Source organism: Pseudolysobacter antarcticus (genome assembly GCF_004168365.1).
GTDB classification, from domain to species: domain Bacteria; phylum Pseudomonadota; class Gammaproteobacteria; order Xanthomonadales; family Rhodanobacteraceae; genus Pseudolysobacter; species Pseudolysobacter antarcticus.
Window position 1 is genome coordinate 483,604 of sequence record NZ_CP035704.1, and the last position, 19,343, is coordinate 502,946.

A 19,343-nucleotide genomic window follows, 5' to 3' on the forward strand; every position below is an offset into this window, starting at 1 on the left:
AAGCCGGCGAATTGTAGCAGCCCGACTGAGCCGGCCGCAAGCCGAAAGCGCGCACAAATTTGCCTTCAACTTGGATTTGATAGTGCCCCGTGTCATGTGATGCAAAGCCGCGCGCGGGGCTGTCAGCTAGCGGTGATTCCGGCTGGGATCGCCGCCGTTGTCCCGTGCGGAGCGCGCGAGCGCAATTACCCGTGCAGTAACAAGGCGTCTAACGGTCGTAGCTCAGGGTGATAACGCAAATCCGCATAAGGACTGCCACGCCCCGGTAAGTTGGTTGGTATAAGTGTGCCCGTCATTGAATTCGGTGTAGAACAAGGTGCTGCCATCCACCCAGCCGTGGGCGAGCAGGCCGGTATGATCGGCCCGCACCGAGGCCAGCAGTTGCGGATCGTCCTGGGTGCCGATGTGAATGTCGATCGGCACACGGCGCGTCTGGCTGTTCAAAAGCGCATTGCACCCGCCGGCGCCGGCTGTGCAGGCGAAATCTATATTGGCGCTGTTGATCGAATAGGCGGCCAGCACGTTGGCGTTGATGGTGCTGTTGAAACCGTTGAGGACGATATCGGGCGCGACATATCCGCCTGCCGAAAATCCCCACAGATAACGTCGCGAGCGTTCGATGTTGTAGGCGATCGTGGCATCGGTAAACGCGGCGGCAATCATGTCGTAGTCGGTGGGAGCTCCGGGTGGAGTGATCCAGCCGCCCTGAGATTGCTCGCCAACGGGTGCAATCACGATGAAGCCGTAGGTGTCCGCAAGCGATGACCAGTCGGAGCGCAAAAACTGCGCGTCAGTGATCGCATCGGCGTGACTGCCCGAAGCGCCGTGCAACACCACCAGCAGGGGCGCTGCACGTGCGGGATTATAGTTGGCAGGGATATGCAGGTAATAAGTTTCTGTGGCATATCCGGCGACGGTAATGCTGCGTGCCACATTGCCGGGATATGCGCCACCGTTGCCCAGCGAGGCATCGTGCGGAATGGCATTGGCGGTCTCAAAGCCGTTGATGAAGATCGCATCCGGCTTGCTGCATACCCAGGCAGGCAGGGCGATGCTGCTGACTGCGGCAACATCGGCGGCAGGCATCAGCAAAGCGATCAAAAGCGACAACCAATGGCGCGATTTCATGGATGTAATTGCACTCTGTATTCGGAAATCGTCGTTACCGTAATGCACAGCGGGCAGATTTGTGTGAGGAAAATGTTTGATCGTGATGGCAAGTGGTAACTATGGGTCGAGCGTGCGCAAAGGCCGTATCGCTGTCGTGTCTCGGCCGTTGGTGCAATCTCGGCTGGCAGCGGATGATGCGGGTTGACCACCATTGGAGCCCGTCATGCATATCGCTCATCTTTGCCTGTTGCTCGCGGCATTGCTGCCTATCCTGTTTACCGCGATTGCCAAGACGATTGCACGGCGCCAATTCAACAATTACGCGCCACGCGATTTCCAAGCGAGGCTGAGCGGGATGGCATTGCGTGCACACTGGGTGCAGCTGAATTCATTCGAGGCATTCCCGCCGTTCGCGGTAGCGGTGCTGGTAGCGGAACAGGTCGGTGCAGCACAAGGCCGCATCGACGCACTCACGCTGGCATTTGTCGGGTTGCGTGTGATCTACGGCGGCTGTTATCTCGCCAACTGGGCGGCATTGCGCAGCCTCGTGTGGTTCGCTGGGATGGGATGCGTGGTCTGGCTGTTCGTGCTTGGTTTGTAGTGATCGTGGCAAACGTCACACTGTGCGATTTTTGCGCGCTCGATTGCGCCAAACCGCGAGTTCACAAAAGAAAATGGCCGGGCGACTTGCGTCACCCGGCCTAAAAAACGCTGCGGAATATCGAAGGGGAGGGAGAGAGACCGCAGCGCCTTCCACGCAAAACTTTTGGAAGATTACTTCGCTGCTTTCTTCGCGGCGTCGTTAACCTGCTTGGTCACGGTGTTGACCTGCTTGGTGACCGTTTCGTTAGCCGACTCAAACGCGCCCTTGGCGAGCTGGGTCAAAGCTTCGGTGGTCTTCAAGGTCACGCCGAGAACTTCCTGGCCGTTGTTGTACAACTTCTCGGAATGTTCCTTGATCAGGTTCACACCCTTCGGGAATGCATTCTTGAAGCCTTCAACATCGTTCGACTCGGTCGCGGTCGTGAAGAATTCGGTGGTTGCCTGTACGCGGCCGTCAATCGCTTTCAGGTTCAGATCGGTGATGCGCTCGAAACCCTCAAGAGCCAACGTGTGGGCCTTGAACAAGGTGTCGGAAAATTGCTTGCTGGCGGCGATGAACTGCGAATTGAATTGCTGAAGCATGGTCGTATCCTCGGAAGTGGGTGGTGCGTATCGTGGGATAGACTATAAATCAACTTTTGTTGCAACGCAACATATTTCGTAAGCCTAGACGAAAGCGCCGCCGCTGATAGTCCTGATTATGGCGCGGTATCGTTAATGATTTGTTGCAAGCCAAACGTGATGCAACGCACGAATTTCGACTTGTCGCGGCCTCAAGGCCCGTAATAAGTGCAGCCCGAGGTGCAGGTTTCGTGGATCACGATCTTGTGCAGCAGTGGCAGCTGCGGTGCCAGCCGGGCAAAGATCCACGCCGCAAGATTTTCACTGGTCGGATTTTCCAGGCCAGCCACCTCGTTCAAGCAATGATGATCGATCTGCTCGAAGACCGGCGCAAACGCCAGTTTGATCTCGGAAAAATCCATCACCCAGCCGAAATGCGGATCGACATCACCCCGCACATGCACCTCGATGCGAAACGAATGCCCATGCATGCGCGCACATTTGTGCCCGGCCGGAACATTCGGCAAGCGGTGTGCGGCTTCGATTTGAAAGACCTTGTAGAGATCCATGTTGGAACCGATTGAAGTGGAGGGGTGATCGCACAACTGCGATATTAGAAATCCGATCGGAGTGGATGACGAGCGGGCGCGGTTATTGGTTTCCTCAAACTACAGTCACAACAAATCGTTTTAATTACGATCAATTGCTCCGTGTAAAACACGTACCCTGAGTGTGCCCCAAGTCCGGGTTGGCAATCCCACGACATTGCGTTCTAACAAGGTTCGAGTTTCTTGATGCTTCAGAAAGTTGCTGGAACGAAACGTTCGATGCAGCGTTAGCGAGGACAGTCGCGATAAGGTGTGGAACACCAAGGGTCGGGTGTCATGTAGCAACTTTTATTTAGCGGATAGCAATCGACGAAGCCAAATTCAACTGAACTCTGTCAAGCCGTCAGATTTACGGCGCACTCTCCAAACTATAGCGTCTACCCGCACTTCGAATAGCCGCAATTCAAACAAGTAGCGCAGCCGTCCATGAGGATCGTCGCCTTGGTATTGCACTTGGCGCACATCGTGGCCGAGAGCGGAAACGATTCGTTTGATGAGGCCGATTCGGCACTCGCTGTTTCCTGGGTGGCAGACGCTGAGCCCGATTTGCCGCTACCCGCCGGTTTGCTTATTCGCGCTTCGTACGCGGCGCGTTTTTCAGCAATCAGCTGGCGCTGGCCGGGATCCATTTCGGGATCGTGCAGCATGCCGATCATGCGCAGATGCGCTTCGATGACGGCGCCGAGTTCGGCGACAATCGAATTCATGTACACGCCGCCGGCTTTGAAATAGCCGCCGCGCGGATCGAACACGGCCTTGAGTTCCTCGACGAGAAAAGTGACGTCGCCACCTTTGCGGAACACTGCGGACATGATGCGTGTGAGCGCCACGATCCACTGGAAGTGATCCATGTTTTTCGAATTGATGAAAATCTCGAACGGACGGCGCAGTTCGTGTTCGGTGCCCTGATTCAGCACGATGTCGTTGATCGTCACGTACAGCGCGTGCTCGAACAATGGCGACTTGATCTTGTAGGTAGCGCCGACCAGTACCTCGGGGCGCTCCAGGCGCTCGTGCATCTGGATAACTTCCGCAGTCGTGACCACGGGCACGGCGGGCGTGCTTTCGGCGAGGCGATTTTTTTCGTCGGGTTTGTTGACGCTGTAACCCTTGATCTTCTTGCCGATCTTGATGGCCATCGGCCGTACTCCTGATGTTCGTAGGGTGTATGCGATGTGCTGCGGCGCTGGCGCCAGCACGGTGCAATTGCAGGTTTTTATTGCTGTGCACGCGATACGGAAGCGCGCATGTTTTCAATTTTTTGCTACAGACGTGAGCAAAGCGCATTGCATCGCGGCGTAGCGAGCGGCGCTGCAACGCCCGACGATGGTCAGGCGTTGCAGCGTGCTAACGCGATAATGCATCCTTCACTAGGAAGGATGCATTTCAGTTATTTTTTCTTCGCTGCTTTTTTGGCAACTTTTTTCGCTGCGACTTTTTTCACCGGCGCGGCTTTTTTCGCTACGGTTTTCTTGACTGCAACCACTTTCTTGGCGACGGCTTTTTTCGCGACCTTGGACTTGGCGGCTACTTTTTTCACGACCGCTTTCTTCACGGCCTTGGCTTTGCTGGCGACTTTTTTCTGCGCACCGACAACGGCTTTCTTGGCCTTGCCGACATCCGCTTTCACTGCTTTCTTGACGACCTTGGCCTGAACTTTCGCCTTGGTCTTCACCACAGCGGCTTTCTTCACCACGGTCTTCTTCGCAGTCGTGGCGGAGCCGGTGACTTTTTTCTTCGCGCTCGCGACCACGGCTTTTGCCTTGGTCACGGTCGCCTTGGCCTGCTTGGTCACGGCCTTCTTCGCCGCCGTCGCCTGCTTGACCACGGCTTTCTTCACTTCGGTGGCTTTCTTGGCAACTTTTTTGGCCTGCTTTTTCACCGCTGCCTTGGCTTCGCTCGCGACATTGGAAACGCTCGCGGCTACGGCACTGGCCTGCTGCACGATGGTATCGCCGACATGCTGCGCGCTTTCTTTTGCGGCTTCGACGACGTTGTGCAGATTTTCACTTACGGTATTTTCGTTGCTCATTTTTCCCTCTCCGACAGGTTGTGTTGTGGCTAGAACTTTCCGTAATAGCCTTCCTTCAAGGCATCGAACAAATTGGCGGCAGTATGTGTTTCGCCGTCGTATTCGATCTCTTCGTTACCCTTGACCTCGACAACGCTACCGTCTTCTAGCTCAAAACGGTAGAGGGTATTTTCAAGATCGGCTTCTTTCACCAAAACGCCCTGGAAAGCGGCGGGGTTGAAACGGAACGTGGTGCAGCCTTTCAGGCCTTGCGAATGCGCGTAACGATAGATGTCCTTGAAGTCTTCGTAAGGGTAATCGGTCGGCACGTTCGCAGTTTTGGAAATCGATGAATCCACCCAGATTTGCGCGGCTGCCTGGATGTCGACATGTTCTTTCGGCGAGATGTCATCGGCAGCGACAAAGTATTCCGGCAGCTTCTGTTCCGGTGTGCTGGAGTAGGGCATCGCTTCGGCGTTGATGAGCTCACGATAAGCTAGCAGCTCATAACTGAACACTTCGACTTTTTCCTTGCTCTTTTTGCCTTCGCGAATCACGTTGCGCGAATAGTGATGCGCAAAACTCGGCTCGATGCCGTTGGATGCATTGTTCGCCAGCGACAGCGAAATCGTACCGGTCGGCGCGATCGACGAATGATGCGTGAAACGTGCACCAGTCTCGGCCAGTTCGGCGACCAGCTCCGGTGCAACCTTGGCGATGCGCTGCATGTAGCGGCTGTATTTGGCGTGCAGCAAACGACCTGCGATCTTGTCGCCGAGCTTGTAACCATCGCTCAGCATTTCAGGCCGCTTGCGCAGCATTTCGGCGGTGACATCGAACTCTTGCGCAAGGATCGGCGCGGCGCCTTTTTCCTTCGCCAGACTCAGCGCGACTTCCCATCCGGCGATCGCCATGTCGCGCGCGATTTCTTCGGTGAAACGACAAGCTTCCTCCGAGCCGTAGCGCATCTTGAGCATGGTCACAGTCGAGCCGAGGCCGAGAAAGCCCATGCCGTGGCGACGCTTGCTCTCGATCTCGGCGCGTTGTTGCGGCAGTGGCAGGCCGTTGATCTCGACCACGTTGTCGAGCATGCGCGTAAACACGCGCACCACTTCGCGGTATTCGTCGAAATCGAAACGTGCCTTTGGTCCGAACGGATCGCGCACAAACGTGGTCAGGTTGACCGAGCCGAGCAAGCACGAACCATATGGCGGCAACGGCTGTTCACCGCACGGATTGGTGGCGCGGATCGTCTCGCACCACCAGTTGTTGTTCATCTCGTTGACGCGATCGATCAGGATAAAACCGGGTTCGGCAAAATCGTAAGTGGAACCCATGATGAGATCCCACAAGTGTTTGGCGCGGATGCGCGCATACACCTTGCACGCGACCAAGCCATCCTCGCGCGACACGTAATTTTCATGCGTCGGCCATTCGCGCCAGATCACCTGCTCGGGATTGTCGAGATCGACCTCGTGTTGTTCCTTGATATTGACCGGAAACAGCAGCGGCCAGTCGCCGTCGGTTTCGACCGCATGCATGAAACCGTCGGTGATCAGCAGGCTCAGATTGAACTGGCGCAGACGACCGTCCTCGCGCTTGGCGCGGATGAAATCCTTGACGTCGGGATGCGCGACATCGAACGTGCCCATCTGCGCGCCGCGGCGACCGCCAGCGGAGCTTACGGTGAAACACATCTTGTCGTAGATATCCATGAACGACATCGGCCCGGACGTATACGCGCCCGCGCCCGACACATACGCGCCGCGCGGGCGCAAGGTCGAAAATTCGTAGCCGATACCGCAGCCGGCTTTCAGCGTGAGTCCGGCTTCATGCACTTTTTCGAGGATGTCATCCATCGAATCGACGATCGTGCCGGAGACTGTGCAGTTGATCGTGGAGGTAGCAGGCTTGTGTTGCAGCGCGCCCGCATTCGATGTGATGCGGCCGGCCGGAATCGCGCCGCGGCGCAGCGCCCACAAAAAGCGTTCGTACCAGTAGGTTTGTTTGTCGGGGGTAGGTTCGGCATCGGCCAATGCCTTGGCGACGCGTTGGTAAGTCGCATCAATGCTGGCATCGACCGGCTCGCCATTCTTGCTTTTGAGACGGTATTTCTTGTCCCAGATATCGTACGACGCAGGTTGCAGCGGTATTTCCACTGTACCTCGCGCCAGCGCCTCAAGTCGCACTGTGCTCATTCCGTTTGATCTCCAAATTACTTGACTCGAACAACGTGCGATCCCCCCAGACCGCCGCTCGTTTTTTGACCATTGTGATGCGCAGAGGTTGCCGCTACCGGCAAAAAGCTGCCGTCAGCGTTGCCACCGGCGAAACCGGTGAACCGACGCTGCCTGCATGCTTTTTGATATATGGCACTGGCTCTGCTCCGAGATGGATGCGCGGAATGACAAAAACCCGGCTACCCAATACGTAGGTTTATATCCCAATGCAAACCACAAGATGTTGTGGTTGCAGAGGCGATAACGTAAACCTGTGACCGGCAGATGTCAAAGGATTTATTCGCCATTTTTTCAACAACTTGAAAACTATTCCTGAAAAAACAACGGCTCCAATAGCCAACGGCGTCGGCATTTGCCGGTGTACAGCGGCGCTTGAGAAAGGAAACCCCGAGCGCTATTTGTGGTCTGACCAATCCACCTCAGTTCTTCAGGAGTATCCATGTCGAATCTTTCGTTGTGGCGCGTTACTCGCGCGATTTCTTTCGCCGTCCTTGGCGTGTTTGCCGCGCTCGCGGCAGCGCCGCGCACGTACGCCGGAGCATTGCCGATTGCAGTCGATGGCCAGCCACTGCCATCGCTCGCGCCGATGCTCGAACACGTCACGCCGGCCGTGGTGAATATCAATTCGAAAACCCGTGTGCGCGTGCGCAATCCGATGGCCGAAGATCCGTTCTTCCGCCAGTTTTTCGGCTTGCAGAACGCGCCGCGCGAACGTATCGAACAGTCGCTGGGTTCGGGCGTGATCATCGATGCGACGAAAGGTTACGTGCTCACCAATAATCATGTGATCGATGGCGCGGACGACATCGCTGTGACCCTGCACGATGGCCGCACGCTCAAGGCCAAGCTGGTCGGCAGCGATCCCGATACCGATGTCGCGGTGATCCAGATGCCAGCCGAAAATCTCAGCGCGCTAGTGTTGGCCGATACCAACAAATTGCAGGTCGGCGATTTTGTCGTGGCGGTCGGCAATCCGTTCGGACTGGGCCAGACGGTCACCTCGGGCATCGTCAGCGCGCTTGGTCGCAGCGGCTTGCGCGGCATGGGTTATCAGAGTTTCATCCAGACCGATGCCTCGATCAATCCCGGAAATTCCGGCGGCGCGCTGGTGAATCTGCGCGGCGAGCTGGTCGGCATCAATTCGCAAATTGTTTCGCCGTCCGGCGCGAGTGCCGGCATCGGTTTTGCGATTCCGGCCAACCTCGCCGGCGATGTGATGCGCCAGCTCATCAGCAGCGGTTCGGTGAAGCGCGGCACGCTCGGCATCGAAGCGCAGGATCTCACGCCCGAGATCGCGCGCATGCTCGAAATCGAACCGAGCCAGGGCGTGGTGGTGACGCGCGTGCAGAACGATTCACCGTCCGCCAGCGCCGGCCTCAAGCCTGGTGATGTGATCACCGCGGTCAACGGCAAACCCGTCGCGACCGAGCAGGAATTGCACAATGCCGAGGGCCTGTTGCCGGTCGGCAGCGCTATCCAGCTCAAGCTGTTGCGTGATGGCAAGCCGATCGAGACGAGCGTGCGCACGGCCACCGAGCAACTCGCCACGAGCAGCGGCGCCAAGCTCGATCCGCGGCTGGATGGCGCCGAGTTCGCCGATCTCGGCGAGCGCCAGCACAGCGCCGGCTTGAGCGGGATCAGCATCACGCGCGTGGCGCCCGGCAGTCGCGCCGCAGCCAGTGGTTTGAAGAACGGCGATATCGTGTTCGCGGTGAATCAGGTCGAGATCGGCAGCGTGCGCGACCTCGAGCGGCTCGGCACAAAACGTGTGCGCCAACTATTGCTTTCGGTGGTTCGCGGCAACAACTCGTTCCTCGTGCCTTTGCAATAGTGGCATCGGAAATTCGAGACGGCGGCTCACAAAGCTCGCGTTGGTCGGGCGTAATCGCGATAATCACGGGTTGACGATTTTATTCTTTGGAAGTGACCCGTGATTGCATTTCGATATACCCGATGGGCGGCGACGTTTCTGCTGCTGAGCGCCACCTTCAGCGTTGGCGCGGCTGACAAGGCACCCGCCGCGGCTGCGCCGGCCAAACCGGCTGCCGCCGCGGCCGCTCCAGCGAAAGCGAAAAAAGCGCCGGCGACGCCGGTCGTTGCGCTGCCGAGTATCATCTGGCGCGGCGATCTGGCAACGTCGCGTGCGTTCGTCGCCGATCTTGCCAAGGAGTTCGAGAAGCAGAAAAAAGGCCGCATCGAAATGCAGCCGTTCAGCACTATTTCCGGCATCGATGCAGTATCCAGCGGTGCCGCGGATATTGCCGGTACGGCGCGTCCCGCCTCAGAAAAACGCAGCGAAGAAACCGGCATGACGTTTTATCCGATCGCGTGGGACGCGGTGGTGGTAATCACGTCGCCGAAAAATCCGGTCGGCAGCCTGAGCCTGAAGCAATTGCACGATATCTATTACGCCAAGATCAGCAATTGGAAAGAGCTTGGTGGCGCCGATGCGCCGATCAATGTGGACGCCGTCGCCGGTCCGCTCGATGGCGTCGAATTCAGTTTTCGTTACCTGATTTTCCGCAATGGCGATCAGCGCGTGGCCGCACCGCGTTTGTACGTAAATACGGCCAAACTCGAAGAAGATATCGCGCTCAACGAGTTCGGCATGGGGCTGACCACATTGTCGGCGGTGTACGCCAACAAGAGCGTCAAAATCCTCAGCGTCGAAGGCATTGCACCATCGCGCGAAAGCATCGCCAGCGGCACGTATCCGCTTTACACCAAGCTGTTTCTGGCCGCACGCGAAGATGGCAGGAACAATGCGAAAGTGCAGGAGTTCGTGCAGTTCGCCGCGGGTCCCGAAGCACTTGCGATCATGCGCAAACATCAAGTCGTGGGGTATGGCGAAGCGCCGGATCTGTTGACCAAGAATGAGGAACACTTCGCCTACATCGATGCGCAGATCGGTATCGATCACACCGCCGACAGCAGTGGCGCCACGATCGTCACCACCAGCACCGGCTCGCGTCCGGTATCGGCCGTCAATGCCACGGCGTCGGCAATGCAGAGCAGTTCGCCGAATTCGCCGCTGACGCAGGAAGTGAAAGACAGCGCCGCGGCCAAAACGCAGGCCGCCAAAGACGCGGAAAAATCCGGCAACGACAGCAAACACTGAGCGGAGAACTCGCGTGCGCATCCGCGCCATCTCGCTGGATCTGGACGATACCTTGTGGCCGATCGAGCCGGTAATCCTGCGTGCCGAACAGCATCTCGAAGGCTGGCTGCAGCGGGAATGTCCGCACGTTGCTGCGGCGTGGCCGGTGGCGGAGTTGCGCGAATTGCGTGAGCGCATCTATGGCGAAAATCCGCATCTCGGCCATGACTTCACCGCGTTGCGCAAGCTGAGTTTGCGCGCGGTTTTCACGCCGTTCGAGATGGGCGAGGATTGGGTCGAACGCGCCTACATCGAATACTTCACCGCACGCAATCAGGTCGAGTGCTACAGCGATGCGTTGCCGGCGCTCGAACGTCTCGCAGCGCTGCTGCCGCTCGTGAGTATTTCGAACGGCAATGCCGATCTCGATCGCATCGGGCTGCGACGTTTTTTCCAGTTTTCGGTATCGGCGCGCGAGTTCGGCGCGGCCAAGCCGCATGCATCGATTTTCCATACCGCGTGCGAACGTCTTGGCCTGCAACCGCACGAAGTGTTGCATGTCGGTGACGATGCTGAGCTCGACGTGCTCGGCGCGCGCGATGCGGGTTTGCGCACCGCTTGGCTCAATCGCGGCGATACTGCGTGGGCGCATCCGGTCGCGCCCGATTTGACCTTGAGCGATCTCGGTGAACTCGCGCACTGGCTGGAAAATCATCAGCGCGGGATTTGATTCCGCCGCCACTTTTCTCATCAAAGGAATACCGATGCACGCCCTGATCGAGCGCCAGACCACCGCTTCATCGATAGCGATATTGCCCGTCACGGCAGCAAGCTTGAGTGGGGTTCTGCAGCAGCTCGAAACCAGTCAAAAGACATGGATAAATGCCAACGATTTTCGCGCCGAGGTCGGCAGCGTGTGCCTGTTGCCCAAGCCCGATGGCAGCTTGCACGCGGTGTTGATCGGCGTTGCGAATACCGCCGATATTTATGCGCTGGCAGCATTGCCGCGGCGTCTTCCGGCCGGCATTTATCACCTCGATAACGCCGGCGAAGTGGCGCTGGATCCGCAGCGTGCGGCGCTGGGTTGGGCACTCGGTGTTTATCATTTCGGGCGCTACAAAAAGCCCGCGCGCGCAGCGGCAGAACTCGCGGTCGATGCCGCAACCCTGGCTGCCGTACAGCCGCTGCTGGATGGCATCTACCATACGCGTGATCTGATCAATACCCCGACCGAAGATCTCGGTCCGGTCGAACTCGCTGCTGCCGTCCAGACGCTCGCGCAAACGCATGGCGCGGATTATCGCGACTGGATCGGTGATGCCTTGCTCGACGCGAATTTTCCTGCGATCCATGCCGTCGGTCGCGCCAGTCATCGCGCGCCGCGTCTCGCCGAATTACGCTGGGGCAACAACGCCGCGCCGCATCTCGTGCTGATCGGCAAGGGCGTGTGCTTCGATACCGGCGGGCTCGACATCAAACCCGCCGATGGCATGCGCTGGATGAAAAAGGACATGGGTGGCGCGGCGCATGCGATCGCGTTGGCTGGCCTCGTGATGGCGGCAAAATTGCCGGTGCGCCTGACCCTGCTGATTCCGGCGGTGGAGAACTCGATTGCCGGCAACGCGTACCGACCCGGCGAAGTGATCCGCACGCGCAGTGGAGTCACGGTCGAGATCGACAATACCGATGCCGAAGGTCGTGTGATCCTCGGCGATGCGCTGAGTTATGCGGTCGAACAGTCGCCTGATCTGATCCTCGATTTCGCCACGCTCACGGGCGCCGCGCGCATCGCGCTCGGGCCGGAATTGCCGGTACTTTTCAGCAACCGCGATGACATTGCCGATGGCCTGCTCGCGAGCAGTCGCGAGGTCAGCGATCCACTGTGGCGTCTGCCGTTATGGCAGCCGTATCGCAGCATGCTTGATTCCTCGATCGCCGACATGGCCAACGCCGGTGCCTCGCGCCACGCTGGCGCGATCACCGCTGCTCTGTACCTGCAACGCTTTGTGCCCGAGACGCAGGCGTGGTCGCATCTGGACGTCTATTCGTGGAACGACGCCGATCGTCCGGGCCGGCCGAAAGGCGGCGAGGCGCAGGGTTTGCGTGCTTATTTTGATTTCTTGCAGAAGCGTTATTCATCGGAATAATCGTATAGCTGATTCATGGACGGCTGCCAGCGATATCAGATCCATCGCGCGGTATCGACCGAAACGATATGCCGGTCAGCAAAAACAAACGGCGATACAACTCTCGCTGCATCGCCGTCCGAATAACACGACAAGATTTTCCTGCCGCTTAATTCATCTCGGCCTTGTTCGGCGAATGCGGCAATACGCGCTCGGCGAGTTGTGTGTCGTTCTTGATCAAGGTCACTTCGTCACTGACGATGCGCGCGGCTTCCTGCAGCAGCACATCTTTCGCCTGCTTACGTTTCGCTTCCGCAGCGAGGTCGGATTTCAGATTGCGTTCGTCGGCCTGCAAACCGTCGTCGCTGGTCGGCGTGGCGGATTCGCTATCGTCATTTAGCACCGAACTTGTATTCGCATCGGCGGCTTTGGCGGGCTTGCTATCTTTGACGATGTCATCGGTCTTCACCGCGGCAAGGCTGTCGGCATTGGCATGATCGGGTTTGCCCACGCGCGCCGAATCCTTGTTGATCCGATCACTGGTCTTGCTGGCCGGATCGGTCGGCATGGCCGATGCGAGATCGTCGGCGTGTGCCTTGCGTCGCGCTTCCTGCTCGTCGCGTTCCTTGCGGCGCACGGTTTCGTTGAGCGAGATCGTGGTCTGCTTGCGCAGCTTGCGTGCCTCGGTCACGTCTTCCTGCCAATCGCTCCAGGTCTTGTCCTTGGCAACGCGGGCGTCGTGTCGTGTCTGCAGCAACGGCACCAGGCCTTTCAGATCGGCAACCGGTTTGTATTCGGCGGGCGGGATCGAAGTCCACGGCAATGACGTGAAACCTTGCTTGTCGAACGCCTGCTCACCGTTCTCGTCGAAGTCGCCGGTCACCGGTACGTTGATGTCGGGCGTGACGCCGCGCAACTGCGTGGTGCCGCCATTGATGCGGAAGAATTGCGCGATCGTGCTCTTGAGCTCGCCGTAAACGGGTTTCTCATTGTGCATGTACTGATCGAGATCGAGCAGGTTCTGCACCGTGCCCTTGCCATAAGTCGGCTCGCCGACGATCAGGCCGCGACCGTAATCCTGGATTGCCGCGGCAAAAATTTCCGATGCGGATGCAGAGTTGCGATTCACCAATACCGCGAGCGGGCCTTCCCACGTCATGCCGGGTGTGCTGTCGTCTTCGGAATCGATTTTTCCTTGCGCGTTACGCACCTGCACGACCGGACCCTTGTCGATGAACAAGCCGGTGAGATCGGCGGCCTCGTTCAACGAACCACCGCCGTCATTGCGCAGGTCGACCATCACGCCTTCGACGTTCTGCGCCTTGAGTTCGGTCAGCAGTTTCGCCACGTCCTTGGTGGCGCTGCGATAATCCTTGTCGCCGCGACGGTGTGCATCAAAATCCTGATAAAAACTTGGCAGCGTGATCACGCCGATGCGATGCACGACATCGCCATCCTTGGTTTCGATCACCGAACTTTTTGCCGCCTGCTCCTCGATATTCACTTTCTTGCGCACGATCGGAATCAGCTCGTGTTTGCCATCGGGGCCGACATCGACCGGCAACACATCCAGCCGCACCACGGTGTCCTTGGTGCCGCGAATCTGCTCGACCACATCGTCGAGACGCCAGCCCAACACGTCGGTGAGCTGGCCATTTTCGCCCTGCCCAACACCGACGATGCGATCGCCGACCTTGATCTTGCCCGACAACGCCGCCGGGCCGCCCGGCACGATTTCGCGGATCACAGTGTATTCGTCATTCGCCTGCAGCACCGCGCCGATCCCTTCGAGCGACAGTTTCATCGCGATATCGAAATTTTCCGAAGCGCGCGGTCCGAGGTAATTGGTGTGCGGCTCGATCGACATCGCGTACGCATTCATGAAGGTCTGGAACACGTCTTCGCCGTTGAGCTTCTTGACGCGATCCAGATACGTCGCATACCGCTTGTCGAGGGTCTTGCGGATTTCCGCATCGATATCCTGCGGCTTGGCCGTGCTGCTGGCCGCTGCAGTTTTTGTCGCGGCTTTATCCGTCGTCTTGTCGTTCGGTGCGCCCGCTTTTGTCGCGACGCTATCTTTCGCGGGTTCTTTTTCTTTGGCAAGTTTCAAGCGCAGCCAATCATTCTTGACGCGCTTGCGCCAGACGTCATTGAGTTCTTCCTGCGATTTCGCCCACGGCAATTTGTCGCGTTCGTAGCTGTAACTTTCGTCCTGGCTGAAGTCGAAACCCTTGGCCAGCAGACTGCGTGCAAACGCGGTGCGCTCGGCGACATGCTGCTCGTAAAGGTTGAAGATATCGAACGGTACGGTCAGGTTCTGAGTGTTGATCGCCTCACCGAGTTTCTCGCGCGCCGGCAGGAATTTGTCGACATCCGACTGCACAAAAAACAGACGCTCGGCATCCAGCGAATTCAGGTAATGATCGAAGATTTTCCCCGACATCGCGCTGTCGAGCGGGATCGCCTTGTAATGGAACTTGGTCCAGTAGTTGGTCGCGAGAATCGCCGCCTGACCTTGCTCCGGCGTGGCCTTGAGCAGCGGTGCTCCGAGACTATCGGCTGCGGGTTTGGCTTGGGCAAACGTCGCCACACACAGGGCGATCCAGAGCACGTGTCTACGCATTACATCTCTCCGCAAAAACTGGTTTGGTGGAACAAATAATGGTGTGTGGAATCACTTGGTGCGAGCTGATCCAACACGATGTATTGACTAGATCAGGCGACGTCGACATAACCTGCGGCGTGCGCCATTTCATCGGCATGGTACGACGAGCGCACCAGCGGCCCTGAGGCCACATGACTGAAACCGAGCGCATGACCGTAATCCGCCAGCGCCTGGAATTCGTCCGGCGTCCAGTAGCGCAGCACCGGATGATGATGCGCAGTCGGCTGCAGGTATTGCCCGATAGTGACCATATCGACATCGTGCGCGCGCAAATCGTTCATTGCGCCGTGCACTTGTTCCTTGGTTTCGCCGAGACCGAGCATGATGCCGGACTTGGTCGGCACGTTCGGATGCTGCGCCTTGAAGCGTTGCAGCAGGCTCAGCGACCAGTCGTAATCGGCACCCGGGCGCACGCCGCTGTAAAGCTCGCGCACGGTTTCGAGATTGTGGTTGAACACGTCCGGTGGCGATTCATTGAGCACTTCGAGAGCGCGTTCCATGCGGCCCTTGCCGCGGAAATCCGGCGTGAGGATTTCGATCTTGGTGGTCGGACTACTTGCGCGCACCTGGCGGATGCATTCGGCAAAATGCGCCGCACCGCCATCGCGCAGATCGTCGCGGTCGACCGAGGTGATCACAACATAACGCAGGCCCATGTCGTGGATCGTGCGCGCGAGATTGGCAGGCTCGTGCAGATCCGGCGGTTTCGGTCGGCCATGCGCGACATCGCAGAACGAGCAGCGCCGCGTGCAGACCTCGCCGAGGATCATGAACGTGGCCGTGCCTTTCGAAAAACACTCGTGGATATTCGGACACGAGGCTTCTTCGCACACTGTCACCAGCGAGTTTTCGCGCAACTTGGATTTGAGCTTGGCGACCGCGTTGCCCTGCGGAATACGCACGCGAATCCAGCTCGGTTTGCGCAGCGCCGGGGCGCTGTCAAATTGCGCACGATTGCGCGCGATCTTGTCCTCGCCGAGCATTTTTTCGCCGACGACAACGAGCGGGATAATCTTGGAGGCTGATTCATTCATGCGGGCAGGCTAACATTCGCGCCGTTGGCAGTGCCAGCAGCAGTTAAAGACAAGTGGGGATTGGTCTCGCGCAATTCCAGTCCGAGTTGCTGCGCGAGTTCGACTAGCAGCACGGCTTCGACATCCTCGATGCGTGACGGGCCACCGAGATCGCTGACCTGGGTGACCTGCAAACCCTGGTAGCCGCACGGGTTGATGCGACGGAACGGTTGGAGATCCATCGCCACATTTAGAGCAAGGCCGTGAAACGTGCAGCCGCGGCGCACGCGCAGGCCGAGCGCGCCGACCTTGGCGCCGGCGACATATACCCCGGGCGCGTTTTCGCGGCGCAGCGCTTCGATATTCCAATGCGCGAGAGTGTCGATGATGGCCTGCTCGATGCGGCAAACGAACTCGCGCACGCCGATGCCGACACGGCGCAGGTCGATCAACGGATACGCCACGATCTGGCCCGGGCCGTGATAAGTCACCTGGCCGCCGCGATTAGTCTGCACCAGCGGAATATCGCGCGCGTCGAGCACGTGTTCGGGTTTGCCGGCCTGACCGAGCGTAAACACCGGATCGTGCTGCACCAGCCAGACTTCGTCACCGGTATTGTCATCGCGGGCATCGGTGAAGGCTTCCATCTCGCGCCACACCGACACAAAATCGCGACGACCAAGATGGCGGATCAGCAGCGGCGCAAGTTCGGCCATTGTGAGCTCAGATTGTCCAGCGGACGGCGGGATCAGCGCGCAATGCGGCGTGAGCGGCATCGTATTTTTCGCGGCTCGGGCACGCAAAACTCAAGGTCAGCGACAGATAACGACCTTCGCTGGAGGTGCGGCTGTGCATGCCGGCGAGCACGCTCAAGCCGAGCTCGGCGAGGATCGAGGGGATGCGCGATTCGAGCTGTGCATCCGCCGCGCCGAGCACGGTGATTTCAAACACGCCAGGAAACTGAAATCCCTGTTCGGGATTTTCCGGCTTGAGATCGTCGAGCGTTTTCATCAGCAACCTCTTATCTGTTATCCGGCAGTCGCGCTTCCGGCGGCTTGACCGCCACGTCGGGTTTGTCACCCTTCCACCACAGCCCCATGCCATCGGTGAAGCTATGCCAATAACCACCGGAAGCCGCAGCGTTCAATGTGATCAGCGGGCGCTCGAGCAGCGGCTTGCCATCCAGCGCAAGTTTTAGCGTACCGACCTGTTGACCCTTCGTGAACGGCGCAATCAAATGATTTGGGAGATCCATGCTTGCTTTCAAGTCGCCGTAGCGACCGCGCGGCAACGTCACCAGCAAATCCTCGGCGATGCCGAGCGGCAGTGCATCGAATTCGCCCTTCCACAATACCGGCGTGACCAGCGGCTTGTTGCCTTCGTAGAGTTTATGGCTTTCGAAAAAGCGGAAGCCGTAGTTCAGCAGTGCCTGGCTGTCGTCTGCGCGTTGTTTCTCGCCGCTGTCGCCCATGATCACGCTGATCAGGCGCTGATCGCCGCGCTTGGCCGATGCCGCGAGGCAAAACCCGGCCGACTTGGTGTGGCCGGTCTTGATGCCGTCGACGCTGGCATCCCGCCACAACAAGGTATTGCGATTGTGCTGCTTGATGCCGTTCCACTCGAATTCCTTGATCGAGTAGATCGCGTAATCCTGCGGATAATCGCGGATCAGCGCTCGCGACAACAGCGCGATATCGTGCGCGGTGGTGTAATGATCGGCGTTCGGCAGGCCGCTGACATCGACGAAGTGCGAGTTGGTCATGCCGAGTTTGGCGGCGTACTGGTTCATCAGTTCGGCGAACGTGGTTTCCGAGCCGGCGATATGTTCGGCCAGCGCGATCGCCGCATCGTTGCCGGACTGGATGATCATGCCGTACAGCAGATCCTTGAGCTTGACCTTGGAATTCAGCACCAGAAAACTGGTCGAGCCATCGGTACCCGCGCCGCCGCCGCGCCACGCGTTTTCGCTGATGAAAACGTCATCCTCCATCTTCACCTTGCCCGCGGCGAGCTCGGCGGAGACGACGTACGAGGTCATGATCTTGGTGATCGATGCGGGTTCGACACGTTCATCGGGATTGCTCGATACCAGCAACTGGCCGCTGACGAAATCCATCAACACGTAACTTTTGGCGTTGAATTCCGGCGCCGGCGGTGTGGGCACATTCAGCGCACCGGGTTTTGCCGAATCGGGATGCGGCCCAGCTTGCGGCGTGGCTGTTGCTGGTGTTGCTGCCGAGCTAGCCGCCGCAGCATTCGGTGCGGGCGCCGGCTGGCTGGAATCCGTGGCCGCAGCGGCAGGTTTGGTGTGTTTTTTTGCCAGCGCCGGGGCCGACAAGGTCGTGGCGAGCGCAGCGCCCAACAACACGCGATACAACAGGTTCATCGATAATTCCATGATCTGAGAAGGGTAATCCTGAAAAGATTGATCTCGAAGAGATTGATCCGAAAAAATGTTCGAAAAATGGCGGTGGTCTGGCGCAAGCAATTACCAAACGATCCGACATCCACTCAGTCGTCCAGCGCGACACGTGGCTCGCCCAGTCCCAGCGCGCGCACTTGCGGCGTGATCCGGTCGGCGCTATCGACATCGGCGAGCGGGCCGATGCGGACCCGATCGATGCCATGTCCGCCGGCATCGCCGTGCACGATACGGACATCACCGAGCTTTGCGCGCTGAATGGTTGCTGCTGCGCGCTCGGCATTCGCACGTTCGCCAAATGCGCCGACCTGCAGATAAATTTTTGGTGTATGCAAGCGAGCTACGACCGCCGGCGCCGGCGCGGGTTCCGCATTCGTGCGCAACGGATCGATCACGCGCACTTCGACCAGTCCCGTGCCTTTCTGCCAGATACCGAGCTTGACCGCGGCGACCAGCGACAAATCCATGATGCGATTGTCCACAAACGGGCCGCGATCGTTCACGCGCACGACGATGCTGCGACCGTTTTCGAGATTGGTGACACGCGCAAAACACGGGATCGGTAAGGTCTTGTGCGCTGCGGTGAACAAGTACATGTCGTACGGTTCGCGCGTCGAAGTGAACTGACCGTGGAATTTGTTGCCGTACCACGAGGCGATGCCGCGTTCGACATAACCTTCGGCGCGTGGCAGCACTTTGTAATCCTGGCCGAGCACGCTGTACGGCGATTTGTTGCCGTATTTTGCGAGCGGTTCAGATTTCGGCACGGGCTCGGGAATATTGCTGACATCGGGCGCGACCATTGGGCCGCTGTCCTGGTTCGGCGGTATCGACGGCAGCGAGCGTTCCGGCGGATGCGGTGCGGGCGCGCTGCTGCGCGTCGGCTG

At 58.6% G+C, this 19,343-nt stretch carries 17 protein-coding genes and 1 pseudogene; 5 read left to right on the forward strand and 13 right to left on the reverse strand.

All coding sequences use genetic code 11. From position 1 onward, the window contains the following. Positions 1–222 precede the first annotated feature (222 nt). The gene (locus ELE36_RS02100; protein ID WP_129831516.1) at positions 223–1,128 is read right to left on the reverse strand and encodes a CE1 family esterase; all 906 of its coding nucleotides are present in this window, start codon (positions 1,126–1,128) and stop codon (positions 223–225) included. A gap of 205 nt (positions 1,129–1,333) precedes the next feature. On the opposite strand from ELE36_RS02100, the gene ELE36_RS02105 reads away from it, so the two are divergent. Continuing rightward, positions 1,334–1,711: an MAPEG family protein gene (locus tag ELE36_RS02105; protein WP_129831517.1), complete on the forward strand. Its 378-nt coding sequence runs from the start codon at positions 1,334–1,336 to the stop codon at positions 1,709–1,711. 173 nt (positions 1,712–1,884) lie between these two features. Here ELE36_RS02105 and ELE36_RS02110 read toward each other — a convergent pair whose 3' ends face one another. The 5 genes from ELE36_RS02110 to ELE36_RS02130 form a co-directional block, all read right to left on the reverse strand. Continuing rightward, entirely contained in the window at positions 1,885–2,295 is a 411-nt protein-coding gene (locus tag ELE36_RS02110; RefSeq protein ID WP_129831518.1) for a phasin family protein, read from the reverse strand. A gap of 191 nt (positions 2,296–2,486) precedes the next feature. Then, entirely contained in the window at positions 2,487–2,843 is a 357-nt protein-coding gene (gene queD / locus ELE36_RS02115; protein WP_129831519.1) for a 6-carboxytetrahydropterin synthase QueD, read from the reverse strand. Positions 2,844–3,259: 416 nt separating this feature from the next. Then, a complete protein-coding gene (locus ELE36_RS02120) occupies positions 3,260–4,021 on the reverse strand; it encodes a TSCPD domain-containing protein (protein WP_129831520.1) in 762 nt (253 codons plus the stop codon). Positions 4,022–4,272: 251 nt separating this feature from the next. Further along, positions 4,273–4,914 carry a hypothetical protein gene (locus tag ELE36_RS02125; protein WP_129831521.1) on the reverse strand — a complete coding sequence of 214 codons (642 nt, stop codon included), beginning with the start codon at positions 4,912–4,914 and terminating at the stop codon, positions 4,273–4,275. Positions 4,915–4,943: 29 nt separating this feature from the next. After that, on the reverse strand, positions 4,944–7,091 hold the full coding sequence (locus ELE36_RS02130; protein WP_129831522.1) for an adenosylcobalamin-dependent ribonucleoside-diphosphate reductase: 2,148 nt from the start codon (positions 7,089–7,091) through the stop codon (positions 4,944–4,946). Positions 7,092–7,572: 481 nt separating this feature from the next. Between ELE36_RS02130 and ELE36_RS02135 the strand changes: the two genes are divergently transcribed. The 4 genes from ELE36_RS02135 to ELE36_RS02150 all read left to right on the forward strand — a co-directional run bounded on the left by ELE36_RS02135 (position 7,573) and on the right by ELE36_RS02150 (position 12,377). Further along, a complete protein-coding gene (locus ELE36_RS02135; protein ID WP_129831523.1) occupies positions 7,573–8,964 on the forward strand; it encodes a DegQ family serine endoprotease in 1,392 nt (463 codons plus the stop codon). A gap of 99 nt (positions 8,965–9,063) precedes the next feature. Next, a complete protein-coding gene (locus ELE36_RS02140; protein ID WP_129831524.1) occupies positions 9,064–10,251 on the forward strand; it encodes a substrate-binding domain-containing protein in 1,188 nt (395 codons plus the stop codon). Between the two features lie 13 nt (positions 10,252–10,264). Then, positions 10,265–10,960 (forward strand): HAD family hydrolase, encoded by a 696-nt coding sequence (locus ELE36_RS02145; RefSeq protein ID WP_129831525.1) that lies wholly within the window; start codon positions 10,265–10,267, stop codon positions 10,958–10,960. Positions 10,961–10,994: 34 nt separating this feature from the next. Further along, entirely contained in the window at positions 10,995–12,377 is a 1,383-nt protein-coding gene (locus ELE36_RS02150) for a leucyl aminopeptidase family protein (protein WP_129831526.1), read from the forward strand. A gap of 148 nt (positions 12,378–12,525) precedes the next feature. Here the strand turns inward: ELE36_RS02150 and ELE36_RS02155 are convergent, their stop codons facing one another. From ELE36_RS02155 to ELE36_RS21120, 7 genes and pseudogenes are all read right to left on the reverse strand, one after another. Next, a complete protein-coding gene (locus ELE36_RS02155; RefSeq protein ID WP_129831527.1) occupies positions 12,526–14,979 on the reverse strand; it encodes a carboxy terminal-processing peptidase in 2,454 nt (817 codons plus the stop codon). 92 nt (positions 14,980–15,071) lie between these two features. Next, positions 15,072–16,055 (reverse strand): lipoyl synthase, encoded by a 984-nt coding sequence (gene lipA / locus ELE36_RS02160; protein ID WP_129831528.1) that lies wholly within the window; start codon positions 16,053–16,055, stop codon positions 15,072–15,074. Next, the gene (gene lipB / locus ELE36_RS02165) at positions 16,052–16,750 is read right to left on the reverse strand and encodes a lipoyl(octanoyl) transferase LipB (protein ID WP_129831529.1); all 699 of its coding nucleotides are present in this window, start codon (positions 16,748–16,750) and stop codon (positions 16,052–16,054) included. Before lipB ends, lipA begins: the two co-directional genes overlap by 4 nt. 7 nt (positions 16,751–16,757) lie before the next feature. Further along, positions 16,758–17,045 (reverse strand): DUF493 family protein, encoded by a 288-nt coding sequence (locus ELE36_RS02170; RefSeq protein WP_129831530.1) that lies wholly within the window; start codon positions 17,043–17,045, stop codon positions 16,758–16,760. A gap of 10 nt (positions 17,046–17,055) precedes the next feature. Then, positions 17,056–18,420 (reverse strand): D-alanyl-D-alanine carboxypeptidase family protein, encoded by a 1,365-nt coding sequence (locus ELE36_RS02175; protein WP_129831531.1) that lies wholly within the window; start codon positions 18,418–18,420, stop codon positions 17,056–17,058. A gap of 125 nt (positions 18,421–18,545) precedes the next feature. Continuing rightward, positions 18,546–18,857: an SPOR domain-containing protein gene (locus tag ELE36_RS21115; protein WP_425480902.1), complete on the reverse strand. Its 312-nt coding sequence runs from the start codon at positions 18,855–18,857 to the stop codon at positions 18,546–18,548. Beyond that, positions 18,852–19,127: pseudogene (locus tag ELE36_RS21120) on the reverse strand (septal ring lytic transglycosylase RlpA family protein); the annotation flags it as partial. The pseudogene ELE36_RS21120 and the gene ELE36_RS21115, both read right to left, overlap by 6 nt. Positions 19,128–19,343 lie beyond the last annotated feature (216 nt).